Origin of the sequence: Salmonella sp. SAL04214, from assembly GCF_046550615.1 — a bacterium.
Classification (GTDB): Bacteria; Pseudomonadota; Gammaproteobacteria; order Enterobacterales; family Enterobacteriaceae; genus Salmonella; species Salmonella enterica.
The window spans coordinates 1-24,798 of record NZ_JBGDXT010000012.1; the positions used below are offsets into that span (position 1 = coordinate 1).

General features: G+C 52.8%; 25 protein-coding genes. 16 read left to right on the forward strand and 9 right to left on the reverse strand.

Annotated elements, in window-relative coordinates:
- The first annotated feature begins 238 nt into the window (after positions 1-238).
- Both ACLJQD_RS18500 and ACLJQD_RS18505 read left to right on the forward strand, forming a co-directional pair.
- Entirely contained in the window at positions 239-694 is a 456-nt protein-coding gene (locus tag ACLJQD_RS18500; protein WP_000985658.1) for a DUF4385 domain-containing protein, read from the forward strand.
- Between the two features lie 103 nt (positions 695-797).
- The gene (locus tag ACLJQD_RS18505) at positions 798-2,099 is read left to right on the forward strand and encodes an MFS transporter (RefSeq protein WP_000807820.1); all 1,302 of its coding nucleotides are present in this window, start codon (positions 798-800) and stop codon (positions 2,097-2,099) included.
- Here ACLJQD_RS18505 and ACLJQD_RS18510 read toward each other — a convergent pair.
- From ACLJQD_RS18510 to trxC, 5 genes are all read right to left on the reverse strand, one after another.
- Positions 2,096-2,419: a YfiM family lipoprotein gene (locus ACLJQD_RS18510; RefSeq protein WP_001264473.1), complete on the reverse strand. Its 324-nt coding sequence runs from the start codon at positions 2,417-2,419 to the stop codon at positions 2,096-2,098. The genes ACLJQD_RS18505 and ACLJQD_RS18510 overlap by 4 nt on opposite strands.
- A gap of 44 nt (positions 2,420-2,463) precedes the next feature.
- A complete protein-coding gene (gene pssA / locus ACLJQD_RS18515) occupies positions 2,464-3,819 on the reverse strand; it encodes a CDP-diacylglycerol--serine O-phosphatidyltransferase (protein ID WP_000949286.1) in 1,356 nt (451 codons plus the stop codon).
- Positions 3,820-3,933: 114 nt separating this feature from the next.
- Entirely contained in the window at positions 3,934-6,594 is a 2,661-nt protein-coding gene (gene pat / locus ACLJQD_RS18520; protein WP_000082642.1) for a protein lysine acetyltransferase, read from the reverse strand.
- A gap of 53 nt (positions 6,595-6,647) precedes the next feature.
- Positions 6,648-7,328, reverse strand: coding sequence for a tRNA-uridine aminocarboxypropyltransferase (tapT, locus tag ACLJQD_RS18525; protein ID WP_017442128.1), 681 nt, complete (start codon positions 7,326-7,328; stop codon positions 6,648-6,650).
- A 72-nt stretch (positions 7,329-7,400) separates the two neighbouring features.
- Positions 7,401-7,820 carry a thioredoxin TrxC gene (trxC, locus tag ACLJQD_RS18530; RefSeq protein WP_001098732.1) on the reverse strand — a complete coding sequence of 140 codons (420 nt, stop codon included), beginning with the start codon at positions 7,818-7,820 and terminating at the stop codon, positions 7,401-7,403.
- Between the two features lie 203 nt (positions 7,821-8,023).
- Here trxC and ACLJQD_RS18535 point away from each other — a divergent pair, with 203 nt between their 5' ends.
- Positions 8,024-9,061: a tRNA/rRNA methyltransferase gene (locus ACLJQD_RS18535; protein ID WP_000997370.1), complete on the forward strand. Its 1,038-nt coding sequence runs from the start codon at positions 8,024-8,026 to the stop codon at positions 9,059-9,061.
- A 115-nt stretch (positions 9,062-9,176) separates the two neighbouring features.
- Here ACLJQD_RS18535 and ung read toward each other — a convergent pair whose 3' ends face one another.
- Positions 9,177-9,866: a uracil-DNA glycosylase gene (gene ung / locus ACLJQD_RS18540; RefSeq protein ID WP_000179978.1), complete on the reverse strand. Its 690-nt coding sequence runs from the start codon at positions 9,864-9,866 to the stop codon at positions 9,177-9,179.
- Positions 9,867-10,184: 318 nt separating this feature from the next.
- Here ung and grcA point away from each other — a divergent pair, with 318 nt between their 5' ends.
- Entirely contained in the window at positions 10,185-10,568 is a 384-nt protein-coding gene (grcA, locus tag ACLJQD_RS18545) for an autonomous glycyl radical cofactor GrcA (protein WP_000627811.1), read from the forward strand.
- A gap of 61 nt (positions 10,569-10,629) precedes the next feature.
- Here grcA and eamB read toward each other — a convergent pair whose 3' ends face one another.
- Positions 10,630-11,217 carry a cysteine/O-acetylserine transporter gene (gene eamB, locus ACLJQD_RS18550; RefSeq protein ID WP_000188414.1) on the reverse strand — a complete coding sequence of 196 codons (588 nt, stop codon included), beginning with the start codon at positions 11,215-11,217 and terminating at the stop codon, positions 10,630-10,632.
- Positions 11,218-11,319: 102 nt separating this feature from the next.
- Here eamB and ACLJQD_RS18555 point away from each other — a divergent pair, with 102 nt between their 5' ends.
- On the forward strand, positions 11,320-12,219 hold the full coding sequence (locus tag ACLJQD_RS18555) for a LysR family transcriptional regulator (protein ID WP_000365859.1): 900 nt from the start codon (positions 11,320-11,322) through the stop codon (positions 12,217-12,219).
- A gap of 17 nt (positions 12,220-12,236) precedes the next feature.
- On the opposite strand, the gene srmB is transcribed toward ACLJQD_RS18555, so the two are convergent.
- Complete coding sequence (gene srmB / locus ACLJQD_RS18560; protein ID WP_000219174.1) at positions 12,237-13,571, reverse strand: ATP-dependent RNA helicase SrmB; 1,335 nt, start codon at positions 13,569-13,571, stop codon at positions 12,237-12,239.
- 129 nt (positions 13,572-13,700) lie between these two features.
- Here srmB and trmN point away from each other — a divergent pair, with 129 nt between their 5' ends.
- Positions 13,701-14,438, forward strand: coding sequence for a tRNA(1)(Val) (adenine(37)-N(6))-methyltransferase TrmN (gene trmN, locus ACLJQD_RS18565; protein WP_000083347.1), 738 nt, complete (start codon positions 13,701-13,703; stop codon positions 14,436-14,438).
- Here the strand turns inward: trmN and nadB are convergent.
- A complete protein-coding gene (gene nadB / locus ACLJQD_RS18570) occupies positions 14,423-16,045 on the reverse strand; it encodes an L-aspartate oxidase (protein ID WP_000989187.1) in 1,623 nt (540 codons plus the stop codon). The two genes, trmN and nadB, sit on opposite strands and share 16 nt — an antisense overlap.
- A 263-nt stretch (positions 16,046-16,308) precedes the next feature.
- Here nadB and rseD point away from each other — a divergent pair, with 263 nt between their 5' ends.
- From rseD to recO, 10 genes are all read left to right on the forward strand, one after another.
- Positions 16,309-16,473 (forward strand): rpoE leader peptide RseD, encoded by a 165-nt coding sequence (gene rseD / locus ACLJQD_RS18575; RefSeq protein WP_014344135.1) that lies wholly within the window; start codon positions 16,309-16,311, stop codon positions 16,471-16,473.
- Positions 16,470-17,045, forward strand: a complete 576-nt coding sequence (gene rpoE / locus ACLJQD_RS18580) for an RNA polymerase sigma factor RpoE (protein WP_000003307.1) — start codon at positions 16,470-16,472, stop codon at positions 17,043-17,045. The genes rseD and rpoE overlap by 4 nt, the downstream gene beginning before the upstream one ends.
- Positions 17,046-17,076: 31 nt before the next feature.
- Complete coding sequence (rseA, locus tag ACLJQD_RS18585) at positions 17,077-17,727, forward strand: anti-sigma-E factor RseA (protein ID WP_001168374.1); 651 nt, start codon at positions 17,077-17,079, stop codon at positions 17,725-17,727.
- Positions 17,727-18,683 (forward strand): sigma-E factor regulatory protein RseB, encoded by a 957-nt coding sequence (gene rseB / locus ACLJQD_RS18590; protein WP_000812017.1) that lies wholly within the window; start codon positions 17,727-17,729, stop codon positions 18,681-18,683. The genes rseA and rseB overlap by 1 nt, the downstream gene beginning before the upstream one ends.
- Positions 18,680-19,159 carry a SoxR-reducing system protein RseC gene (gene rseC / locus ACLJQD_RS18595; RefSeq protein WP_000589087.1) on the forward strand — a complete coding sequence of 160 codons (480 nt, stop codon included), beginning with the start codon at positions 18,680-18,682 and terminating at the stop codon, positions 19,157-19,159. The genes rseB and rseC overlap by 4 nt, the downstream gene beginning before the upstream one ends.
- A gap of 251 nt (positions 19,160-19,410) precedes the next feature.
- Complete coding sequence (lepA, locus tag ACLJQD_RS18600) at positions 19,411-21,210, forward strand: translation elongation factor 4 (protein WP_000790154.1); 1,800 nt, start codon at positions 19,411-19,413, stop codon at positions 21,208-21,210.
- 16 nt (positions 21,211-21,226) lie between these two features.
- The gene (gene lepB / locus ACLJQD_RS18605) at positions 21,227-22,201 is read left to right on the forward strand and encodes a signal peptidase I (protein ID WP_000002559.1); all 975 of its coding nucleotides are present in this window, start codon (positions 21,227-21,229) and stop codon (positions 22,199-22,201) included.
- A 273-nt stretch (positions 22,202-22,474) separates the two neighbouring features.
- A complete protein-coding gene (gene rnc / locus ACLJQD_RS18610; RefSeq protein WP_001068341.1) occupies positions 22,475-23,155 on the forward strand; it encodes a ribonuclease III in 681 nt (226 codons plus the stop codon).
- On the forward strand, positions 23,152-24,057 hold the full coding sequence (gene era, locus ACLJQD_RS18615; RefSeq protein ID WP_000102230.1) for a GTPase Era: 906 nt from the start codon (positions 23,152-23,154) through the stop codon (positions 24,055-24,057). Before rnc ends, era begins: the two co-directional genes overlap by 4 nt.
- 11 nt (positions 24,058-24,068) lie before the next feature.
- Entirely contained in the window at positions 24,069-24,797 is a 729-nt protein-coding gene (recO, locus tag ACLJQD_RS18620; RefSeq protein WP_000399380.1) for a DNA repair protein RecO, read from the forward strand.
- Position 24,798 lies beyond the last annotated feature (1 nt).

Genomic DNA, 24,798 nt, shown 5'->3' on the forward strand with positions numbered 1-24,798 from the left:
TCCCCATGCGAGAGTAGGGAACTGCCAGGCATCAAATAAAACGAAGGGCCCTGTCGGAAGACAGGGCCTTTTGTTTTTGTCTGTTTCTGCCGGATGGCGGCTCCGCCTTATCCGGCCTACAGGAATTATCCCGCCTACGAAGCTGGTGCTCTTGTAGAACCGATAAGAGCACAACCCACCCAATCGTTAACGATGAACTATCCTTTACACGTGCTTATATAAGCAGTGAGGATTTTCATTGGCTATCAAACCTTTTAACTACCAGCAGGACTTTTCCAGCATCGACTTCCGCCAGCAGCCTGAATTGTATCAGGTTGGACGAGGCGAGCAGGGGGTGCTACTGGTTGAACCCTACAAAAGCGAAATTCTTCCTTTCTGGCGCTATAAAGATAAAGCATCGGCGATGAAATCCGCAGAGCAAATCTACCAGTTGTTCGAAGCTTACCGGCAGCAGGATGATTTCGTTGGTATGGACATGGCGCGTAAATTTATTCAGATGGGATACACCCGCGCCAGGCGATACGCTAACTATAAAGGCGGTAAAAAGTATGCCGAAGACGGCAGCCTGAATACACGGGGTAATGATCCTATTAAGGCCGCGGCGGCAACGGTTTTCAAAGGTTGGTGGGATAAAATTCGTCAGGACGAAGACTATCTGAAACGGAAACGCCAGCATCAGGCACGGTGGGGATAAAAATTAGCAAACAAATAATTAACACTTTATTTACTTTTTTGTCTCGCGTAATCTGAATCTCCAAAATAAAAGGCCGATTAAGCCTGGCAACAAGGAGAACAGTATGGCAGAAATTATTCAGCGTATAGATAAAAACAACGCTGAGGCTCCGGAGATGCGGCGACGCATATGGGCTATCGTGGGGGCCTCTTCCGGAAACTTAGTGGAATGGTTTGATTTCTACGTCTACTCTTTCTGCTCGCTCTATTTTGCACATATCTTCTTTCCTTCTGGTAATACCACTACTCAGCTTTTGCAAACGGCAGGCGTCTTTGCCGCCGGTTTTTTAATGCGGCCTATCGGTGGTTGGCTGTTTGGACGCATTGCCGATCGACGCGGGCGCAAAGCCTCAATGTTGATTTCGGTGTGCATGATGTGCATGGGGTCGCTGGTGATTGCCTGCTTACCTGGTTACGATACCATCGGCACCTGGGCACCGGCGCTGCTACTTGTTGCAAGGTTATTTCAGGGGCTCTCGGTAGGGGGAGAGTATGGGACCAGCGCGACATATATGAGTGAAGTTGCGCTTGAAGGTCGTAAGGGATTTTTCGCGTCATTTCAGTACGTTACGCTTATCGGTGGCCAACTACTGGCCTTGCTGGTCGTTGTGATTTTGCAGCAGGTTCTGGAAGATGCTGAACTTCGTGCCTGGGGATGGCGTATTCCCTTTGCGTTGGGCGCCGTGCTGGCGGTTGTGGCATTATGGCTACGTCGCCAGCTGGATGAAACCTCGAAGCATGAGACTCGCGCGTTAAAAGAAGCCGGTTCATTGAAAGGTTTGTGGCGTAATCGCAAAGCCTTTTTGATGGTGCTTGGTTTCACCGCGGCAGGCTCGCTGTGCTTTTATACCTTCACCACCTATATGCAGAAATATCTGGTAAATACAGCAGGTATGCATGCCAATGTCGCCAGCGGCATTATGACGGTCGCGCTGTGTGTTTTCATGTTGGTGCAGCCGTTATTCGGCGCGTTATCCGATAAGATTGGCAGGCGCACTTCTATGCTATGTTTTGGCGCGCTCGCGACGCTTTTCACCGTTCCAATTCTCTCCGCGTTGCAGAATGTGACGTCGCCTTATGCCGCATTTGCTTTAGTGATGTGCGCGCTATTGATTGTGAGTTTCTATACCTCGATTAGCGGGATCCTGAAAGCGGAGATGTTTCCGGCGCAGGTTCGCGCCCTGGGCGTCGGTTTATCCTATGCGGTAGCAAACGCGTTATTTGGCGGCTCTGCGGAATATGTCGCGCTGTCGCTAAAATCTGTCGGTATGGAGAGTTCGTTCTTCTGGTATGTTACCGCGATGGCCGTTCTGGCTTTCCTGGTTTCGCTGATGTTGCACCGTAAAGGAAAGGGCTTGCGCCTTTAGTATCGCGCCATTTGCCAGATAGCGTAACCGGTTGTCGCGCCAGCGACATCCCAGACAAAATCTTTCCAGCTCCAGCCGCTGCCTTCCGGGCGGCTGTCCCAGAGTTCTTTTGAGGCTCCGAGACTCAAAGAAAACATCAGCCCTATCGCTGCGCTGCGGTCAGGGCTTACTCCCTGGTGACGCGCATACTCATTACCGGCTGCCGATAGCATCGCTGATGCCATAAAATGCTGGGCTTTATCCTGACCGCTCCAGTGGTCGTTAGCCAGATGGCTGCACCCGGAGAGAAACAACACCGTAAAAGGAATCAACACGCGCACCAGTTCACTCCTAAGAGAAAACCCCGTACAGGACGGGGCTTCGATTACAGGATACGGCTAATTAATCTGTCGATGCGGATCCGGCGCAGGCGGCGAATCAGTTTACGCACTTTTATCGGATAGTCGGCAATGCTCTGCAGGTCACGATAATGTTTTACGATGGTTGTGTGCGTTCGGATAAGTTCCAGCTCTTTTTCCCGCTGAGGGGCAAGCTCCTGCTTAGGATCGTGGATCAGAATGGCGTTTTCCAGATCCAGACGCCAGGCGCGAGGATTCAGATTGTTGCCGGTGAGTAGCATCCATTTATCATCTACCCACATCCCTTTCAAATGATAGGTATTGTCGTCATCTTTCCACAGACGCACCACAAGCTGATCGGTATTGACGTAATACTGTAAACGGCTCAGGAAGCGGCGCAGGTTAATCTCATAGAGATAGGGCAGCGCGCCAATGATCTTGAACGGTTCATCTTCCGGAATGTAAAAATCATTCGCGGTTTTATCGCCAACAATGATTTCGACTTTCTTTCCGTCGCGCAGTAGCTGAATAATGTTCCGCACCAGTACCGCTGGTAGATTGAAGTAAGGGGTACAAATGGTGAGCTTATGCTCCGCACAGGGCATGAGATGGAAAATGGTTTTGTTCAGCAGACTGGATTTTCCAAGCCCGACCAGCGGCGTAACGGAGAGCTGCTCGTCATTAGCATCACCCTGAAAATGATATGACGCATCACGCAGCTCCTGACGGTATAAGCGGATATCGTTTTTAATCTCCGGGCTTTTCGGACGCTGGGTATTATCCAGACGATTCACACCACGGCCATTCATCAGATTTTGCGTCACCCAGTCAAACATGATGTCTGCCATTTGCCGATTGCGAATCAGCTGGTAGCGATCGTAGCGATATTTGTCATGCTGATGGAGATAGACATCGTTCAGGCTGGCGCCGCTGTACAGGACGCTATCATCAATGATAAAGCCTTTAAAATGCAGTACGCCAAGCGCTTCTCGCGTATTAATCGGTACGCCGTAAACCGGGACATCAATGCCGGGGTTTTCCTGCGCTAGTCGGCAATACCAGTCTGCATTGGTATTCGAGGCCGCTGCGCCAATGCGCCCGCGTTGCGCGCGATGCCAGTCGACCAGCACCCTCACGTCCAGTTCAGGACGCTGCCGTTTAGCCGCATAGAGCGCGTCGAGTATACCTTTACCCCCATCGTCCTGTTCCAGATACAGGGCAACGATACAAATACGCTGCGTCGCGCTGGCGATTTTCTCCAGCAGTGTCTCCCGAAAAGTAGCAGGAGTATAAAAGAAATCTACATCATCAACTGACTGAGAAATCTTAGGGAGTTGGGCAAGGTGTTGTTGATGTTTATTACGCTTAAATTTTGACAACATCACAGTGCATTTCTTCTCTGTTCATTGAAGGGTCCTCTGTGCTATGCAGACGACATAAGCGAGCAATAATAACATCAGTACCCGTTAAAGTGGTCAACATTTCCAGTACATTACTCACGATTCATCACATTTGGCCAGATTCAGCGTCAATCCCACGATGCCCTCGTCGAGCTGAATATCGACCTGAAATCCCAGTTTTCTGGCCAGCGCGACCATGCCGCGATTGTTCGGCATCGTAATACCGTTCAGCCGCTTCAATCCGTGATCGCGAGTATAGGCAATCAATTTCTCCATTAAACGGCGTCCTAAACCCAACCCTTTGAGATCTGAACGCACCAATACGGCAAACTCGGCATCTACGTTGTCAGGATCGGAGATCGCGCGCGTTACGCCGAGGATCTCTTCAGCGTTGTCCATCCGCCTCACGGCCACAAAGGCCATTTCTCGATCGTAGTCGATCTGCGTCATGTTGGCTAAATCTTCATGGGTGAATTCGTTGATCTCGCTGAAATAACGGTAGTAAAGATCCTCTTTGGTGACCTGTGCGATGAATTGTCGCAGCTGGGGCTCATCTTCCGGCAGGATAGGACGGAACAGGCAGCGATCGCCATTTTTCATCTCCACCCACTCTTCAAGCTGGTGGGGATAGGGGCGTACCGCAAGTCGACTTTCGTTATCGCCATCAAACGGGGCAATATCCAGCGTCACATCCAGCGCGGTAAACTCACTGGCGGAAGCCAGCAGCGGATGGATATCCAGACGCTGAATTTCCGGGCAGTCGACAATCAGGTTTGAAACCTGGACCAGCAATTGGCTTAAACCGACAATATCCAGCGGACGCAGCGCGCTACGGGCGCGAATTTTCCGCTGTTTAATGCCCTGAATCACCAGATAGCGCGCCAGATTCATGTTGAGCGGCGGCAGCGCGACGACCGCCTGCTCTTCCGGACGCCACTCTACGCCGCCTTCACCCAACATAATCAAAGGACCAAACACCGGATCGTGCTCGACCACCACTCGAAGCTCCTGCGCGCCGGCGCGGTTAGCCATGCTTTGTACCAGCAAACCGTGAATCCGCGCCTGCGGCCAGGCCATCTTTACACGATCGAAAATGGCGTTCGCGGCCTGTTGTACCTCGCTTGCGGTCCGCAGGTAAAGCATGACCCCCTGAACTTCAGATTTATGCGGAATGTCGGGCGAGCGCAGCTTGAGAGCTACCGGATAGCCTATCTGTTCGGCGATATGCACCGCTTCAGCGCTGTCGCTGGCAATCCAGGTTGGGAGCGTATGCAGCCCATAGGCGTGTAAAATCGGCTGTACTTCATGGGTATCCAGTGAGGTGGCGCCTTCCGCAATCGCCCGCTGTAACAGATTATGCGCCTCAGCGGTATTGGACGTCAGGTTACTCGGCAACGCTGGCGTTTCCCGCAGTTGCTTCTGGTTACGCCGGTATTCCACCATATGCATAAACGCGGTAATCGTGCCTTCCGGCGTGCGGTAGGTTGGTAATCCGGCTTCGCTGAATAGCCGTCTTGCCTCCTGAGACGAGAACTCGCCGCACCAGTTTGTCAGCAGCGTAACAAACTTGCCTCTGGGGTGGCGCTTAATCGTCTCGATCAGAGCATGGGCGCTTTCCGTACCCGGCGCGGCAGCGCTGGGAGAGTGGATAACCATAAGCGCGTCAAAATCCTGACTGGCGAGCAGGATATCCAGCGTTTTGACGTAATGTTCGCTGCTGGCGTCATCACACAGATCCAGCGGATTGGCAATATCTATGTGCGCGGGAAGCGCCTGCCGTAGTTGCAGGCAGGTCTCTTCGCTCAACGTCGCCAGCTTGCCGTTACGCGACCACAACTCATCTAACGCCAGCGCGGCAGGCGCGGCGCCATTGCTGATAATCATCAGTCTGTCGCCGCGTAGCGGACGCATATGGCTCAGTGTTTCGACGGCGGAAAAAAGCTCGTGCGTATCCTGGACTCGCAGCAGGCCTGCGCGCTGGATGGCCGCATCCCACGCAGGGTCCATTCCCGCGCTGGTATTAAGTAAACGCTGGGCTGCCGGGCTTCGGCCGCTTTTAATCACCAGAATCGGTTTGTTACGTGAAGCGCTACGGGCGGCGGAAACAAAACGGCGGGCGTCGCTTAACTGTTCCAGGTAGAGCAAAATCGCGCTGGTCTTGCTGTCGCGCGCCAGATAGTCCAGTAGTTCATCGACATCAATATCCAGGCTATCGCCCAGCGCGATAAAGTAGGAAAAGCCCATTTCACGCTGTTGCGCCCAGTCAAGAATAGTATTGGAAACGGCGGCAGACTGGGAAATAAAAGCGAGCTTGCCCTGTTTAATCGGGACGGGAGAAAAGCTGGCATTCAGCCCTTGCCACGGCGCGAGGAGCCCAAGACTGTTTGGACCCAGCAGACGCATTTTATAATGCCGGGCACAGGCAAGAAGTTCTTCATGTTGCGACGTGGGAGCAGAAAGGATAATGCACGTTTTACACCCTTTCGCGCCAAGCGCGTCCAGTAACGCCAGGTTACGGCTGGCGTTAGTGCATAAAATAGCCAGATCGGGAGTAAAAGGGAGACTGGCGATATCCGGCCAGGCCATGACGCCTAAAACGGCTTTCCAGGCGGGCGTCACGGGAAGGACGGGGCCATTGAATCCGCCCGCCAACAAGTTACGCATCATCAGATAACCCGCGCGGTGGGGCTTCATTGATGCGCCAATCACCGCGATCGATTTTGGTCGCAGTAGCGCTTCCAGTCCTTGCTGGCTCATACCGGTTTCCCTTACACAGAAGTGACCGGATAATTTTAAACGCTTTCGCTATTTTATGCTGTGACGTTTCCCGGATGTTGCGTTTTTCCTGCCAGATAGCGCGTTTTGAAACGGGTGAAATGTTCACCTAAACTGGTTGCCGCCTCGGGATCTCCCGCCAGATCTAGCAACGCTATGGCGACTTCGGCGGTACAATATTGCCCTTCGGCATGGATTTCACGCAGACGATAAGCTGAAAGACGCGATAAATCGACGGAAATGACTGGCAGATGATCCAGATAAGGGCTTTTACGAAACATTTTACGTGCTTCGGGCCAGGTGCCGTCCAGCATGATAAACAGCGGCGGTTTCCCGGCGGGCGGGGTGGAAATGACCTCGCGCGCTTCGCCGGCGTAGGACGCAGGAAATACCACTATCGGCTGATAATCCGGATGCCGTACCAGCTCCAGCAACGCCTGCGGCGGCTCGGTACGCGACCACTGAAACGCCGCGGTATCCGGCAAAATATCGGCTATCAGCCGGCCGGTATTGCTGGGTTTCATCGGTTCAGTGTCAAACATGACCAGACAAAAACGGCTTTTCGCCTGAGAAGGCGTTAACGTATCACACAGGCAAGATTTTAGCGGCAGCAGGCAGCGTTGACAGCGGCGAACCCGATTGCCTCTGGCAAGAAAAGGGCGTGTAGCGCGCGCAAGCCGTTCGGCGCGTAACTGAAGGACAGCGTTATTGGTCATAGAAAGCGTTTGCGGAGAAAAACGCTATTGTGGCAGAGGTGAAAACGGGGCACAAGATGCGCCCCGTGGCGTTTACAGCGCTTCGTTCAGCCAGCTGTCGAAAGGCGCTTTAGGCACTGCGCCATTAAGCATATCGACCACCTGTCCATGTTTAAAAATCATAATCGTCGGGATGCTGCGAATACCGAAACGGGCGCTGAGTTCCCGTTCCGCCTCGGTATTCACTTTGACGAAACGGACTTTACCGCTGCGCTCTTCTGCGACATCCTCGAAGATTGGCGCAAAGTTACGGCAAGGGCCGCACCAGGGTGCCCAAAAGTCGATCACCACTGGAAGATCGTCCTTCAACAGTTTGTCCAGCGTTTCGCCGGTCGCATTAATGACTTCTCCGTCAAACAACTCATGACCGCAGCGTCCACATTTTGCCGCATCCTGAAGGCGATCGTCGGGGATGCGGTTAATGGCCTGACAATGGGTACAAACGGTGTTCATAGCTAACCTCTGAATACGTCGGAAGACGTCCCGCTACGCGCGGGATGTTTCTATAATGTTACATATTATCGAGGAGTCTGTGCTAAACAACAATGTGTTTTATTCAATGAGTACAATAGTCGCAAGCTTTTAAACGAAATCATGGCTAACCGGATGCACATCGGGTAATCTTCGCGCTTCGCGCAGCGCTGGTGGAGAAAAGCATGAACGATGAATTAAAAAACAAAAGCGGCAAAGTCAAAGTGATGTATGTCCGTAGTGATGATGACTCTGATAAACGCACCCATAACCCGCGTACCGGGAAAGGGGGAGGCCGCCCAGCAAAGTCTCGCACTGACGGTGGACGTCGCCCCGCCCGTGATGAGCGAAATAATCAGAGCCGTGACCGTAAACATGAAACTTCGCCGTGGCGCACCGTGTCCCGCGCGCCAGGCGATGAAACGCCTGAGAAAGTCGATCATGGTGGTATTAGCGGTAAAAGTTTTATTGACCCTGAAGTTTTGCGTCGCCAGCGTGCGGAAGAGACACGCGTCTACGGCGAAAATGCCTGCCAGGCGCTATTCCAGAGCCGTCCTGACGCCATCGTGCGCGCATGGTTTATCCAAAGCGTAACGCCGCGCTTTAAAGAAGCCCTGCGCTGGATGGCGGCGAATCGTAAAGCCTACCATGTGGTGGATGAAGCCGAACTGGCAAAAGCTTCCGGGACTGAGCACCACGGCGGCGTGTGTTTCCTGATTAAAAAGCGTAACGGTACGACCGTTAAGCAATGGGTAAAGCAGGCGGCGGATCAAGACTGCGTGCTGGCGTTGGAAGATGTCGCTAACCCGCATAATCTGGGCGGCATGATGCGTAGCTGCGCGCACTTCGGCGTGAAGGGCGTGGTGGTACAGGATGCGGCGTTGCTGGAGTCCGGCGCGGCGATTCGTACTGCGGAAGGCGGGGCGGAGCATGTCCAGCCGATCACTGGTGAAAGCATTGTTGACGTACTGGATGATTTTCGTCAGGCGGGGTACACCGTGGTGACGACGTCCAGCGATCGCGGTCAGGCGCTCTTTAGTACGACCCTGCCGGAAAAGATGGTGCTGGTCTTAGGCCGTGAATATGACTACCTGCCGGAAGCGGCGCGCGAACCCGGCGATCTGTGCGTGAAAATTAACGGCACCGGGAACGTGGAAAGCCTGAATGTGTCGGTTGCGACAGGCGTGCTGCTCGCCGAGTGGTGGCGACAGAATAAAGCGTAAGGGCTGCAGCCCGGTGACGCAACGCGCGCCGGGCCGATTATGTACTTCCTACCGCCCGGTCAGACAAGGCGCTTTCGCGCCGTTATCCGGGCGATAAAGCGGCGAGCCGCCAACGTTATTCACTCTCAGCCGGTAATACTGGCGTCCAGTCGATAGTTTTCTCGCCGTGTTGTTCCAGCCATTGGTTCGTTAGCGCAAAATGGTTACAGCCAAAAAATCCGCGGTGCGCAGAGAGTGGCGAGGGATGCGGAGCTTTCAGAATATGGTGGCGCTGTGGATCAATAATCGCGCCTTTCTTCTGGGCGTGCGAGCCCCACAGCAGGAAGACGACCCCTTCGCGGTGTTGGTTAATCAGGCTTATCACTTTATCCGTAAAGGTTTCCCACCCCAGGCTGGCATGAGAGTGCGCCTGGCCTGCCCGTACCGTGAGCACCGTATTCAGTAACAGTACGCCCTGGCGCGCCCAGCTTTCCAGATAACCGTGCGCGGGGCGAACAAAGCCGGGAATGGAGGCTTCCAGCTCTTTGTACATATTCACTAATGACGGCGGGGGAGCGATCCCAGGACGCACGGAAAACGCCAGACCATGTGCCTGGCCGGGGCCGTGGTAAGGATCTTGTCCCAGGATCACCACCTTAACGTCGCCCAGTTCCGTAAAGCGAAAGGCGTTAAACACATCTTTTTGCGGCGGGTAGACCGTGATACCCGACTGACGCTCGCCAGCAACAGTGTGAAGCGTATTGATAAAGTAAGGTTGCTGTTTCTCATCAGCCAGCACATCGTGCCAGGTTAACTCAGTCGCCATCTCGCTCTCCTGCGAATTTCCAGTTCCCTTAGCTTAACTGCTTCTTTCTGCAGTGCAAAATCCTGCGTGCTACAAAAACGGTTACCTACAAAAGATAGTTGAAAATTTATGTAAAAAGTTTATAGGTCTGAATGGTGTAAGTTGATGTAAAACAATAAATTCCCTTCATCACCCTTTTTATGTTGTGGTTTTTATTGATTTAAATCAAAGAATGAAGGGTGATCGAAGGGTATATATACACTCAAGCAACAATGGTTTTACCAATTGGCCGGGATTAGGCCGACCGAAATCAAATAATTTTGCCTGGGGAGGCATCACATGATTACAGGTATCCAGATTACTAAAGCCGCTAACGACGACCTGCTGAATTCCTTCTGGCTGCTGGACAGCGAAAAAGGCGAAGCGCGCTGCATCGTTGCAAAATCCGGCTTTGCTGAAGATGAAGTTGTGGCTGTCAGCAAACTGGGCGAGATTGAATACCGTGAAATTCCGATGGAAGTTAAACCGGAAGTACGCGTTGAAGGCGGTCAGCATCTGAACGTTAACGTTCTGCGTCGTGAAACTCTGGAAGACGCGGTTAAGCATCCGGAAAAATACCCGCAGCTGACTATTCGTGTTTCTGGTTATGCGGTGCGTTTTAACTCCCTGACGCCGGAACAGCAGCGCGACGTTATCGCTCGTACCTTTACCGAAAGCCTGTAAGGCTTATCCGGTAATAACAAGCGGAAGAGGCCGGGCCTTTTCCGCTTTTGTTTTATTTGGGTCAGTAAAAAATCCGCACCGCGCAGTACACCAGCAGTAACGCCAGAATGATATTTAACTGGCGACCATAATGGCGAAACGCCCGCTGAAACAGATGTCCCGCCAGCGCCCAACACACATTACCGAACGTGCCGATCAATGCCAGCAATATACTGACGCCGATGACCCAGTTCAGCGCCTGCGTTTGCGGTAAAACAAATGTAGACAGAGCGGTAATGCCGTACAGAATAATTTTGACGTTCACAAACTGCAGGCCAAAGCTTACCCAAAAGCCAACCGGTTTTGGTCTGGCGTTCTCATCCGCCGCTGGACTGGTGGCAATTTTCCACGCCAGCCACAGGATATACGCAGCCCCTACCCAACTGAGCAAATGAATGATTGCCGGATCGATAACCGCAAGGGAAAACGCGATCCCGGCGCACAGCAGCATGACGACCAAAAATCCCAGACTCATACCTGCCAGTACACGAATACTCTGCCGAAAACCATGTGCAGTTGCTGCGCTAAGCGCGAGAATATTGTTTGGGCCGGGGGTAAGGGCGGTGATTAATGTATAAGTCCAGAAAGCGCTTAAAAGCATCGGTGTCACTTGTCATCTCCTCTGTTTTAGCAGACAGTACCCGATATGAAATATTTAAAAAAATGAATGTTTTTTAATTCTGAATTCGAGATTTTCGATAGGTTGGTAGTTATGGATCTGCGTCGGTTTATTACGCTGAAAACGGTAGTGGAAGAGGGCTCGTTTCTGCGGGCTTCGCAAAAGCTGTGCTGCACTCAGTCGACAGTAACTTTTCATATTCAACAGCTTGAACGTGAGTTTTCCCTGCAACTGTTCGAGAAAATAGGGCGCCGAATGTGCCTGACCAATGAGGGGAAAAAGCTGATGCCGCATATCCATGAACTGACGCGTGTGATGGAGTCGATTCGTGAAGCCGCAAGACAGGATGCGGAACCCGGCGGAGAGCTGCGCGTGGCGACAGGTGAAACCTTACTGGCGTACAAAATGCCGCAGGTTTTACAACGTTTTAAGCTGCGAGCGCCGAATGTCAGATTGTCGCTACAATCGCTGAATTGCTATGTGATACGTGATGCGTTGCTGAATGACGAGGTCGATCTAGGCGTTTTTTATCGCGTAGGTAATGATGACGCGCTCACGATGCAGCAACTGGGGGAGCAGTCGCTGGCGTTGGTGGCCTCTCCACTGCTACAGGATGCTGATTTTACGCAGCCAGATCAGCATATTCCCTGTAGCTTCATCATCAATGAACCGCAATGTGTTTTCCGCCAGCTGTTTGAAAGTACGCTACGGCAGAGGCGGATTACGCTGGAAAACACCATTGAACTGTGGAGTATTGAAAGCATTAAACAGTGTGTGGCTGCTAACCTGGGCATCAGCTTTTTACCACGTTTTGCCGTTGAACGAGAACTTAGTACCGGTCAGTTGAAAGAGCTGCCGTTTGGCGCGCCGTCGCTATCGATTATGGCGCTGTGTGCCCATCATGCCGGGAAAGCGATCAGCCCGGCAATGCAGATATTTATGCAGTGTATGGAGGCGTGTTTTACCGTGGAAGATAAAAAAATGCCGGGTTAACGAACCCGGCATTATCATCACTCTTCGCTGGATTGCTCCTGCATTTTCGTACCGCTTGGCTTGCGGCGCTTACCGATATTTTTTGTATCGCGGTGACGTTTCTTCACGCGCGGCTTCTCTTTTTCTTTCTCTTTTTTCTTCTCGGCGCGTTTCGCCAGCACTTTTTTCGACGGTTTGCCGGTCAGCTTTTCGCTGGGCGCACGCGTGGTCGGGCGAAGCTCATCAATGACGCGCGCTTTTAGCGGCTCTTCGATGTAGCGACCGATTTTCAGCAGCAACAGATGGTCGTGGGCTTCTACCAGCGAGATTGCAGTGCCTTTGCGACCCGCACGGCCTGTACGACCAATGCGATGCAGATAGGTATCGCCACTGCGCGGCATGTCGAAGTTAATGACGTGGCTGACGTCAGGAATATCAATCCCGCGTGCCGCGACGTCGGTCGCGACCAGCACGTTAACGCGACCGTCGGTGAGACGCTTAATACCTTCGTTACGTTTGATCTGCGCCATCTCGCCTTCAAGATAGCAATTGTTGATCCCTGCCAGACGCAGCGTTTCAGCCAATTCATGGACGCGTTCACGTTTACGTACAAATACGATAGAACGGGTTGCATCGTCTTGTTTTAGCAGGTGCTTCAACAGCGCAACTTTATGTTCGAAATTGTCGGCACGGTAGTACCACTGGTGAATTTTCTTACGCTCGCGGGTTGACGGATTGGCGGAAACCTCAACCGGGTCTTCCAGCAGGCGCTCGGCAAAATCTTTAATCGCATCGCCTTCCAGCGTGGCGGAGAACAGCATCGTCTGTTTACGCCAGCGGGTCTCACCAGCGATATGTTCAATGTCCTGAGCGAAGCCCATGTCGAGCATCCGGTCAGCTTCGTCAAGGATCAGTGTTTCAACCGCCCGGCAGTCAAAGTTCTCTTCTTTTATATATTGCAGCAGACGGCCCGTTGTGGCGACCACGATATCCTGGTTTTCGCTAAACACTTCAGCATGGTTCATATAGGCCACGCCGCCGGTAATCGTGGCGATATCCAGATGAGTATGCTTAGCCAGTTCACGAGCGTGATCGGCAACCTGCATTGCCAGTTCGCGGGTTGGCGTCAGGATCAGAATACGCGGCGGCCCCGATTTTTTACGCGGAAAGTCGAGCAGGTGCTGCAACGCCGGCAGCAGATATGCCGCCGTTTTACCGGTGCCTGTCGGCGCAGAACCGAGTACATCACGGCCATCGAGCGCAGGCGGAATGGCGGCAGCCTGAATGGCGGTCGGGCGAGTGAAACCTTTATCCTGGAGGGCATCCAGCAGGCTTTCGTCGAGTTCAAGTTCGGAAAAAGTCGTTACAGTCATGTTCTACCTCTGTGTGGGGCGCTGATTATAGACGTTACGGCCGCAATCTTCATCTGTTTGTATGGATATCCCTTCTCAGGTATTGTTTTCACCCGGCGCTGTCGCCGTTTTTTGCAAGGTTGTTTTTACATGTCTCAGTCTGGCTCCGTTCTTCGTCGTAACGGATTTACGTTTAAACAGTTTTTTGTCGCACACGATCGGTGTGCGATGAAAGTGGGAACTGACGGTATTTTACTCGGGGCGTGGGCGCCGGTCGCGGATGTAAAGCGAATTCTGGATATCGGTACTGGAAGCGGTCTGCTGGCGTTAATGCTGGCGCAGCGGACGGATGACAATGTGCCTATTGACGCCGTGGAACTGGATTCCGGGGCTGCCATGCAAGCGCAGGAAAACGTGGCTCACTCTCCCTGGCCGCATCGAATAACGGTGCATACTGACGATATTCAGCGTTGGGCGCCTCGCCAGACGGTACGCTTTGATCTTATTATCAGCAACCCGCCTTATTACGAACCCGGTGTGGAATGCGCCACGCCGCAGCGGGAGCAGGCGCGTTACACCGCTACGCTGGATCACCAGACGTTATTGGCTATTGCGGCGGATTGTATTACCGAAGATGGCTTTTTTTGCGTAGTCTTGCCGGAACAAATAGGTAACGCTTTTACGCAGCAAGCGCTCAACATGGGATGGCATTTGCGGCTACGTACTGACGTTGCGGAAAACGAAGCGCGCTTGCCGCACCGGGTTTTGCTCGCATTCTCCCCACAAGCCGGGGAGTGCTTTAGCGACAGATTAGTAATTCGCGGGTCAGACCAGCATTATTCTGAAAGTTATACGGCGCTGACCCAGGCATTTTATCTGTTTATGTGAGGCGTTAACGGCGAAAGGATCGATGGGCCTGATTCAGCCAGTTGTTGCGGATAATCCAGCGTAAAGTGCAGCCCCCGGCTCTCTTTACGCATCATCGCGCAACGCACAATCAGTTCGGCCACTTGCACCAGATTGCGCAGCTCCAGTAAATTATTCGAGACGCGAAAGTTGGCGTAATATTCGTCAATCTCTTGTTGCAACATAGTAATACGCCGTAGGGCGCGCTCCAGCCGTTTCGTCGTGCGCACAATCCCCACATAGTCCCACATCAGCAGACGCAGTTCGTGCCAGTTATGCTGAATCACCACCCGCTCATCGGCGTTCTCCACGCGGCTTTCATCCCAGGCGGGAAGGACGTCAACGCTGTGGACAGAAGGCATTCGCCTGTCGATATCCATTGCCGCGGACCAGCCGTACACTAAGCATTCCAGCAACGAGTTGGACGCCATACGGTTAGCGCCGTGCAGGCCGGTGTAACTGACTTCGCCAATGGCATATAAGCCGTCTACATCGGTACGACCATAATCATCGACGACCACGCCGCCGCAGGTATAGTGCGCGGCAGGAACAACGGGAATCGGTTCTTTGGTTAAATCCATCCCCAAATCGAGCAGTTTCGCATAGATCATCGGGAAGTGCTGGCGGACAAAATCGTCAGGCTTGTGGCTGATATCGAGAAACATACAGTCTGCGCCGAGTCGTTTCATCTCATGGTCAATAGCGCGGGCGACAATATCGCGCGGCGCCAGTTCCCCGCGTTCGTCAACGTCCGGCATAAACCGTGAACCGTCCGGACGTTTAAGGTATGCGCCTTCGCCACGCAGCGCTTCGGTAAGGAGAAAATTACGCGCCTGCGGGTGATAAAGGGCGGTGGGATGAAACTGGTTAAATTCCAGATTAGCGACCCGACAGCCTGCGCGCCAGGCCATCGCGATACCGTCGCCGGAGGAAATATCCGGGTTAGTGGTATATTGATAAACCTTTGAGGCGCCGCCGGTCGCCAGCACCACCGACTTCGCATGACAGGTTTCAACCCACTCTTTATTGCGATTCCAGATCCAGGCGCCGACGACCCGGCGAGGCCCCGGCAGACCCATTTTATCGGAGATAATTAAATCAACGGCGTTGCTGCGTTCCAGCACCTGAATATTAGGATGATTTTGCGCCCGACTGACCAACGTGGTTTCGACTTCCTTTCCGGTAGCGTCGGCGGCATGAAGGATACGGCGATGACTATGGCCGCCTTCACGCGTGAGATGATAGCTCTCCTTGCCGTTTGGCTGGACATGCGTATCAAACAGGACGCCCTGATCGATAAGCCACTGCACGCAGGTACGGGCGTTGCTGGCGACAAACTCCACCGCGTGGCGATCGCAAATTCCGGCACCGGCAATCAGCGTATCTTCGACATGCGACGCAATACTGTCGGTTTCATCAAACACGGCGGCAATACCGCCCTGCGCATAAAACGTGGAGCCCTCGCTCACCGGCCCTTTACTCAGGACGATAACCTTATGCTTTTCAGCCAGACGCAGCGCCAGCGAGAGTCCGGCCGCGCCGCTGCCGATAATTAACACATCACAGGACAGTTCAGGAGTTGTCATCATGGTTCTTGTTTAATTTACTAAACATGGTTGCGGCAGATTAGCACTATATGGCGTTAAAAAGCACGTTATGATTTCTCTGGTGTTGTGCTTATTAAACATAAAATAAAAATACGGCGAGAGATAAACGGCAAAAAATATTTTATAGGGCAGGGTGTTAGCGTCGGATTTTGTAGTGAAATAAAGATGCTGTTAGGTTACTCTGCAAACGACGAAATGGGCATTTCTGTACAGATAGTGCGTTGTTCAGCATCTGTAGACTTATAATGGAAGATAAGACCTGTCTACAACATGACAAACAAAAACAAATGCGTAACGGAACTTTACGAAACATAGACACTCTAACCTGTTGCTTGCTCATAGTGCGGCTTATGGAGTGGCGTTTCGAAAGCGCGTGGAAATTTGGTTTGGGGAGACATTACCTCGGATGAGCGAGCAGTTAACGGACCAGGTCCTGGTTGAACGGGTCCAGAAGGGAGATCAGAAAGCCTTTAACTTACTGGTAGTGCGCTACCAGCATAAAGTGGCGAGTCTGGTTTCCCGCTATGTGCCATCGGGCGACGTTCCCGATGTCGTACAGGAATCATTTATTAAGGCCTATCGCGCGCTGGATTCTTTCCGGGGGGATAGCGCTTTTTATACCTGGTTGTATCGTATTGCGGTCAATACCGCGAAGAACTACTTGGTTGCGCAGGGGCGTCGTCCGCCTTCCAGTGATGTAGACGCGATTGAAGCAGAAAACTTTGAAAGCGGCGGCGCGCTGAAAGAAATTTCGAACCCTGAGAACTTAATGTTGTCAGAAGAACTGAGACAGATAGTTTTCCGAACTATTGAGTCCCTCCCGGAAGATTTACGTATGGCAATCACCTTACGGGAGCTGGATGGCCTGAGCTATGAAGAGATAGCGGCTATCATGGATTGTCCGGTGGGGACGGTGCGTTCACGTATCTTCCGGGCGCGGGAAGCTATTGATAATAAAGTTCAACCGCTTATCAGGCGTTGACGATAGCGGGATACTGGAAAAGGTATTAGGCATGCAGAAAGAAAAACTTTCCGCTTTGATGGATGGCGAAACGTTGGATAGTGAGCTGCTCAAAGCGCTTACGCACGACCCGGAAATGCAGAAAACCTGGGAGAGTTATCACCTGATCCGCGATTCAATGCGGGGGGATACGCCTGACGTTCTCCATTTCGATATATCCGCTCGCGTGATGGCCGCTATTGAAAACGAGCCAGTACGTCAGGTGTCGCCATTAATCCCTGAGGCCCAACCCGCTCCGCAGCAATGGCAGAAAATGCCGTTCTGGAAAAAAGTGCGTCCGTGGGCGGCGCAGCTTACCCAAATGGGCGTGGCGGCGTGCGTTTCACTTGCAGTTATCGTCGGTGTCCAGCACTATAATGGGCAATCTGAAACATCCCAACAACCTGAAACGCCGGTTTTCAATACCCTGCCTATGATGGGGAAAGCCAGCCCGGTAAGTCTGGGAGTGCCTTCTGAAGCAGCGCCTGTCGGCAGTCAGCAACAGCAGGTACAGGAGCAGCGTCGTCGCATTAATGCCATGTTGCAGGACTATGAACTGCAGCGCCGACTGCACTCCGAACAGCTTCAGTTTGAGCAGGCGCAAACCCAGCAAGCCGCGGTACAGGTGCCAGGAATCCAAACTTTAGGAACGCAATCGCAGTAATGAAGCAACTTTGGTTTGCCATGTCCCTTGTGGCGGCTAGCCTGTTCTTCTCAGCAAACGCCTCGGCCGACCCTGCGTCCGGGGCGTTATTGCAGCAGATGAACATCGCCAGTCAGTCACTGAATTACGAGCTGTCATTCGTCAGCATCACGAAACAAGGCGTTGAATCTCTACGTTATCGACACGCACGCCTGGATGGTCGCCCGCTTGCGCAATTGCTACAGTTGGACGGTCCCCGCCGGGAGGTCGTACAACGTGGTAATGAAATCAGTTATTTTGAACCGGGCCTTGAGCCGTTCACCCTGAACGGTGATTATATTGTCGATTCTCTGCCTTCCCTGATTTACACCGACTTCAAGCGCCTGGCACCTTACTACGACTTTATTTCTGTCGGACGCACCCGTATCGCAGACAGATTGTGCGAAGTTATCCGCGTTGTGGCGCGCGATGGTACGCGTTATAGCTATATCGTCTGGATGGACATGGACACCAAACTGCCGATGCGCGTTGATCTGCTGGATCGCGATGGCGAGACGCTGGAGCAGTTCCGCGTTATTGCGTTCACGGTGAGTCAGGATATCGGCAGCAACATGCAGGCGCTGGCGAAGGCGAATCTGCCGCCGCTGCTTTCTGTTCCCGGTGGGGAAAAAACGAAATTTAACTGGAGTCCATCATGGGTGCCGCAAGGCTTTAGCGAAGTTTCCAGCAGCCGTCGTCCGTTGCCGACGATGGATAACCTGCCTATCGAATCGCGGCTTTATTCTGACGGTCTGTTTAGCTTTTCCGTCAATGTGAACCGGGCGACGCAAAACAGCAGCGATCAGATGCTGCGCACCGGGCGCCGAACGGTTTATAGCAGCGTTCGCGACAACGCGGAAATCACCATTGTCGGCGAGCTTCCGCCGCAAACGGCGAAGCGCATTGCCGACAGTATCAAATTCAGGGCAGTACAATGATTAAAGAGTGGGCAACCGTTGTCTCCTGGCAGAATGGTCAGGCGGTGGTGAGCTGCGACGTTAAAGCGTCATGCAGCAGCTGCGCCTCCCGTGCGGGATGCGGCAGTCGCGTGCTGAATAAATTAGGGCCGCAAACCACGCATACCATTGTTGTGCCAAGCGCGGAGCCGCTGGCGCCGGGGCAGAAAGTCGAGTTGGGCATCGCCGAAAAAAGCCTTTTAGGTTCGGCGTTGCTGGTTTATATGTCGCCTTTAGCGGGGCTATTTCTTTGTGCGGCGCTTTTTCAGATGCTGTTTGGATCTGACCTTGCCGCATTAAGCGGGGCCGTGCTGGGCGGCGTGGGCGGTTTTCTGGTTGCCCGCGGCTATTCCCGAAAACTGGCGGAGCGTGACGCCTGGCAGCCGGTGATTTTAAACGTTGCCCTCCCGCCGGACCTTGTTCGCGTCGAAACTACCTCAATCGAAACGCGCCAGTAAACGTTTTGCCCAACGGTACACCTGCCGCGTTGGGTTGTTGTCCCGATAAGCATGCGCTTTTCCTGCGTTGCGGTGTTTTACAGGAAAAAAGCGAGGCGTTTTCCAGTTCCCGCTCTCCTTACACTATGAACATTTCCTCGCCTTAGCGTTGTAGTGTAGAATGCGGCGTTTCAGTTAAAACAGACGTTAAGCTCAGAACAGCGACCTCTAAAGTCTGGTCAACCAGGCGTAAGGCATAATAATTTATCTCTATGAAGAACATACGTAACTTTTCGATCATTGCTCACATTGACCACGGTAAATCGACGCTGTCTGACCGTATTATCCAAATCTGCGGTGGCCTGTCTGACCGTGAAATGGAAGCTCAGGTACTTGATTCGATGGATCTTGAGCGTGAGCGCGGTATTACTATTAAAGCCCAGAGTGTGACGCTGGATTTTAAAGCGTCTGATGGTGAAACTTATCAACTGAACTTTATCGACACGCCGGGACACGTTGACTTTTCCTATGAAGTTTCCCGTTCGTTAGCCGCCTGCGAGGGCGCGCTGCTGGTGGTGGATGCCGGCCAGGGCGTAGAAGCGCAAACGTTGGCGAACTGCTACACCGCGATGGAAATGGATCTTGAAGTGGTGCCGGTGCTTAACAAGATTGACCTGCCGGCCGCCGATCCGGAGCGTGTGGCGGAAGAAATCGAAGACATTGTCGGTATCGATGCGACGGACGCGGTACGCTGCTCCGCCAAAACGGGTGTCGGCGTGACGGATGTTCTGGAACGCCTGGTGCGCGATATCCCGCCGCCGCAAGGCGATCCGGACGGCCCGCTGCAGGCGCTGATTATTGACTCCTGGTTCGATAACTACCTGGGCGTGGTATCGCTGGTGCGTATTAAAAACGGCACCATGCGTAAAGGCGACAAAATTAAAGTGATGAGCACCGGGCAGACCTACAACGCTGACCGCCTGGGGATCTTCACGCCAAAACAGGTTGATCGTACCGAGCTGAAGTGCGGCGAAGTAGGCTGGCTGGTCTGCGCCATTAAAGATATCCTCGGCGCGCCAGTTGGTGATACCTTAACCTCAGCGCGTAACCCAGCGGAAAAAGCGTTGCCGGGCTTTAAGAAGGTGAAACCGCAGGTCTATGCAGGTCTGTTCCCGGTCAGCTCCGACGATTATGAAAGTTTCCGCGACGCGCTCGGCAAGCTGAGCCTGAACGATGCCTCACTGTTTTATGAACCGGAAAGCTCCTCGGCGCTGGGCTTTGGTTTCCGCTGCGGTTTCCTCGGCCTGTTGCACATGGAGATCATTCAGGAGCGTCTGGAACGCGAATACGATCTGGATCTGATCACCACTGCGCCGACCGTGGTGTATGAAGTAGAAACAACGGCGAAAGAGACTATCTATGTTGATAGCCCCTCCAAGCTGCCGCCGTTGAATAACATTTATGAACTGCGCGAGCCTATCGCCGAATGTCATATGCTGTTACCACAAGCCTATTTAGGTAACGTTATTACGCTGTGTATTGAGAAACGCGGCGTACAAACTAACATGGTGTATCACGGTAACCAGGTCGCGTTGACCTATGAAATCCCGATGGCGGAAGTGGTGCTCGACTTCTTTGACCGTCTGAAATCAACGTCGCGCGGCTATGCGTCTCTGGATTATAACTTCAAGCGCTTCCAGGCTTCCGACATGGTGCGTGTTGATGTGTTAATCAACAACGAACGTGTCGATGCGCTGGCGCTGATCACACACCGTGATAACTCGCAAAGCCGTGGTCGCGAGCTGGTGGAGAAGATGAAAGATTTGATCCCACGTCAGCAGTTTGATATCGCGATTCAGGCGGCGATTGGTACGCATATTATTGCCCGTTCGACGGTAAAACAGTTACGTAAAAACGTGCTGGCGAAGTGCTACGGCGGTGATATCAGTCGTAAGAAAAAACTGCTGCAGAAACAGAAAGAAGGTAAGAAACGCATGAAGCAGATCGGTAACGTCGAGCTGCCTCAGGAGGCGTTCCTCGCCATTCTGCATGTCGGTAAAGACAATAAATAATCCCTAAGGAGTTGGCATGGCGAACATGTTTGCCCTGATTCTGGTGATAGCCACACTGGTGACGGGCATTTTATGGTGCGTTGATAAGTTTGTTTTCGCGCCAAAACGTCGGGCGCGCCAGGCTGCCGCGCAAACGGCGTCGGGAGATGCGCTGGATAACGCTACGCTCAATAAAGTGGCGCCTAAGCCGGGCTGGCTGGAGACCGGGGCGTCGGTTTTCCCGGTTCTGGCGATCGTTCTGATCGTTCGTTCATTTCTTTATGAACCCTTTCAGATCCCGTCAGGCTCAATGATGCCGACACTGCTTATCGGCGATTTTATTCTGGTGGAAAAATTTGCCTACGGCATTAAAGATCCGATCTACCAGAAAACCCTGATTGAAACCGGTCATCCAAAGCGCGGGGATATTGTGGTATTTAAATATCCGGAAGATCCTAAGTTAGATTACATCAAACGCGCAGTCGGTTTGCCGGGCGATAAAATCACTTATGATCCGGTTGCGAAAGAGGTGACGATTCAGCCTGGCTGTAGCTCCGGTCAGGCGTGCGAAAATGCGCTGCCGGTTACCTACTCTAACGTTGAGCCGAGTGATTTTGTACAGACCTTTGCCCGCCGTAACGGCGGAGAAGCGACCAGCGGTTTCTTTGAGGTTCCGCTAAACGAGACGAAAGAAAACGGCATTCGCCTGACCGAACGTAAAGAGACGTTGGGCGATGTGACGCACCGCATCCTGATGGTGCCGATAGCTCAGGATCAGTTGGGCATGTATTACCAACAGCCAGGACAACCGCTGGCGACCTGGGTTGTACCACCGGGACAATATTTCATGATGGGCGACAACCGCGATAACAGCGCGGATAGCCGTTACTGGGGATTTGTTCCGGAAGCGAATCTGGTCGGTAAAGCGGTCGCTATCTGGATGAGCTTTGACAAGCAGGAAGGGGAGTGGCCGACAGGCGTACGCCTGAGTCGTATCGGCGGTATTCACTAACTGTGACGAAATGATCGTTCACGCTGTCGTCTTTTTAGCGGCAGCGTGAATTATTTCCTGGATAAATTCCCTCAGACTAACGACATCCCCTGTCGTTGTGTATAGAATATTCCCCCGAAGTTTTAGGTTGGCGCCGTTTGGTCGCCACGGCACACGAAACAGCGTTGGTTATAGACAACCTTCTTTCCGCTGCAGCGATGCGGCAGGACAGATGACGTGTATCAGGTCTGTTTCGTGTGCTGGATTGTTGACGCATTCATTTATTGGTATCGCATGAACCCCATCGTAATTAATCGGCTTCAACGGAAGCTGGGCTACACTTTTAATCATCAGGAGCTGTTGCAGCAGGCATTAACTCACCGCAGCGCCAGCAGTAAACATAACGAACGCCTGGAATTTTTAGGCGATTCAATCCTGAGCTTCGTTATCGCTAACGCGCTTTATCACCGTTTTCCACGGGTGGATGAGGGAGATATGAGCCGTATGCGCGCCACGTTGGTACGTGGTAATACGCTGGCGGAATTAGCCCGTGAATTTGATTTAGGCGAGTGCCTGCGTTTAGGGCCGGGCGAATTAAAAAGCGGCGGATTTCGTCGGGAGTCCATTCTGGCGGACACCGTGGAAGCGTTAATCGGCGGAGTATTTCTCGATAGCAATATCCAGACCGTCGAGCAGTTAATCCTTAACTGGTATAAAACCCGTCTGGATGAGATAAGTCCGGGCGATAAACAAAAAGATCCTAAAACGCGCTTGCAGGAGTATTTGCAGGGTCGCCATCTGCCGCTGCCATCTTACCTGGTTGTGCAGGTGCGCGGCGAGGCGCACGATCAGGAATTTACTATCCACTGCCAGGTCAGCGGCCTGAGCGAACCGGTGGTTGGCACGGGTTCCAGCCGTCGTAAGGCGGAGCAGGCTGCCGCCGAACAGGCGCTGAAAAAACTGGAGTTGGAATGAGCACCGACAAAACTTACTGCGGATTTATTGCCATCGTCGGACGTCCGAACGTTGGCAAATCCACCTTGCTGAACAAACTGCTTGGGCAGAAGATTTCGATCACTTCCCGTAAAGCGCAGACCACGCGCCACCGCATTGTCGGTATTCATACCGAAGGCCCGTATCAGGCAATCTATGTCGATACCCCGGGTCTGCATATGGAAGAAAAGCGCGCCATTAACCGTTTGATGAATAAGGCGGCGAGCAGTTCGATTGGCGACGTTGAGCTGGTGATTTTCGTTGTGGAAGGCACCCGTTGGACGCCGGACGACGAAATGGTCCTGAACAAACTGCGCGATGGCAAAGCGCCGGTTATTCTCGCCGTTAACAAGGTGGATAACGTGCAGGAAAAAGCCGATTTGCTGCCGCACCTCCAGTTCCTGGCAAGCCAGATGAACTTTCTTGATATCGTACCGATCTCTGCTGAAACGGGTATGAACGTCGATACCATTGCCGGTATCGTGCGTAAACATTTACCGGAAGCGATTCACCACTTCCCGGAAGATTACATCACCGATCGCTCTCAGCGCTTTATGGCGTCTGAAATCATCCGTGAAAAGCTGATGCGTTTTCTCGGCGCCGAGCTGCCGTATTCCGTTACCGTTGAGATTGAACGTTTTGTTACCAACGAACGCGGCGGCTATGATATCAACGGGCTGATCCTCGTCGAGCGCGAAGGGCAGAAGAAGATGGTGATTGGCAACAAAGGCGCCAAAATCAAAACCATTGGTATTGAAGCGCGTAAAGACATGCAGGAGATGTTCGAAGCGCCGGTACACCTGGAACTGTGGGTGAAAGTGAAATCCGGCTGGGCCGATGACGAACGCGCTCTGCGCAGTCTCGGTTACGTAGACGATCTGTGAGTTAACACAGCGTGGAAGGGTGGCAGCGCGCATTTGTCCTGCACAGTCGCCCCTGGAGCGAAACCAGCCTGATGCTGGACGTCTTCACGGAAGAATCGGGGCGCGTGCGCCTTGTCGCCAAAGGCGCGCGATCTAAACGTTCCAATCTGAAAGGCGCGTTACAGCCTTTTACACCGTTATTGCTACGCTACAGCGGACGCGGCGAGGTGAAAACCCTGCGCAGCGCCGAGGCAGTTTCTCTGGCGCTGCCGTTAAGCGGTATTACGCTCTATAGCGGCCTGTACATCAACGAACTCCTCTCTCGCGTACTGGAATATGAAACGCGCTTCTCCGAACTCTTTTTTGATTATCTGAACTGTATTCAGGCGCTGGCGGGAACCACCGGCTCGCCTGAACCAGCGTTGCGACGTTTCGAACTGGCGTTGCTGGGACATCTGGGGTATGGCGTCAATTTCACCCACTGTGCAGGCAGCGGCGAACGGGTGGATGACACCATGACCTACCGTTACCGCGAAGAAAAAGGCTTTTTCGCCAGCGTCGTCATCGATAACAACACCTTTACCGGACGGCACCTGAAAGCGCTGGAGGCGCGGGAATTTCCGGATGTAGATACCCTGCGTGCCGCTAAACGCTTTACCCGTATGGCATTAAAGCCGTATCTTGGGGGAAAACCGTTAAAAAGCCGGGAGCTGTTCCGGCAATTTATGCCCAAACGCACAGTAAAAACGAAGAAAGATTAAC

Coding starts and splice junctions, on each gene's coding strand:
- rpoE (WP_000003307.1), top strand. CDS start 16,470: ATGAGCGAGCAGTTAACGGACCAGGTCCTGGTTGAACGGGTCCAGAAG.
- rseC (WP_000589087.1), top strand. CDS start 18,680: ATGATTAAAGAGTGGGCAACCGTTGTCTCCTGGCAGAATGGTCAGGCG.
- lepB (WP_000002559.1), top strand. CDS start 21,227: ATGGCGAACATGTTTGCCCTGATTCTGGTGATAGCCACACTGGTGACG.
- rseA (WP_001168374.1), top strand. CDS start 17,077: ATGCAGAAAGAAAAACTTTCCGCTTTGATGGATGGCGAAACGTTGGAT.
- rseB (WP_000812017.1), top strand. CDS start 17,727: ATGAAGCAACTTTGGTTTGCCATGTCCCTTGTGGCGGCTAGCCTGTTC.
- ACLJQD_RS18555 (WP_000365859.1), top strand. CDS start 11,320: ATGGATCTGCGTCGGTTTATTACGCTGAAAACGGTAGTGGAAGAGGGC.
- tapT (WP_017442128.1), bottom strand. CDS start 7,328: ATGACCAATAACGCTGTCCTTCAGTTACGCGCCGAACGGCTTGCGCGC.
- trmN (WP_000083347.1), top strand. CDS start 13,701: ATGTCTCAGTCTGGCTCCGTTCTTCGTCGTAACGGATTTACGTTTAAA.
- ACLJQD_RS18535 (WP_000997370.1), top strand. CDS start 8,024: ATGAACGATGAATTAAAAAACAAAAGCGGCAAAGTCAAAGTGATGTAT.
- lepA (WP_000790154.1), top strand. CDS start 19,411: ATGAAGAACATACGTAACTTTTCGATCATTGCTCACATTGACCACGGT.
- pat (WP_000082642.1), bottom strand. CDS start 6,594: ATGAGCCAGCAAGGACTGGAAGCGCTACTGCGACCAAAATCGATCGCG.
- rseD (WP_014344135.1), top strand. CDS start 16,309: ATGGAAGATAAGACCTGTCTACAACATGACAAACAAAAACAAATGCGT.
- pssA (WP_000949286.1), bottom strand. CDS start 3,819: ATGTTGTCAAAATTTAAGCGTAATAAACATCAACAACACCTTGCCCAA.
- trxC (WP_001098732.1), bottom strand. CDS start 7,820: ATGAACACCGTTTGTACCCATTGTCAGGCCATTAACCGCATCCCCGAC.
- ACLJQD_RS18505 (WP_000807820.1), top strand. CDS start 798: ATGGCAGAAATTATTCAGCGTATAGATAAAAACAACGCTGAGGCTCCG.
- ung (WP_000179978.1), bottom strand. CDS start 9,866: ATGGCGACTGAGTTAACCTGGCACGATGTGCTGGCTGATGAGAAACAG.
- nadB (WP_000989187.1), bottom strand. CDS start 16,045: ATGATGACAACTCCTGAACTGTCCTGTGATGTGTTAATTATCGGCAGC.
- rnc (WP_001068341.1), top strand. CDS start 22,475: ATGAACCCCATCGTAATTAATCGGCTTCAACGGAAGCTGGGCTACACT.
- era (WP_000102230.1), top strand. CDS start 23,152: ATGAGCACCGACAAAACTTACTGCGGATTTATTGCCATCGTCGGACGT.
- srmB (WP_000219174.1), bottom strand. CDS start 13,571: ATGACTGTAACGACTTTTTCCGAACTTGAACTCGACGAAAGCCTGCTG.
- grcA (WP_000627811.1), top strand. CDS start 10,185: ATGATTACAGGTATCCAGATTACTAAAGCCGCTAACGACGACCTGCTG.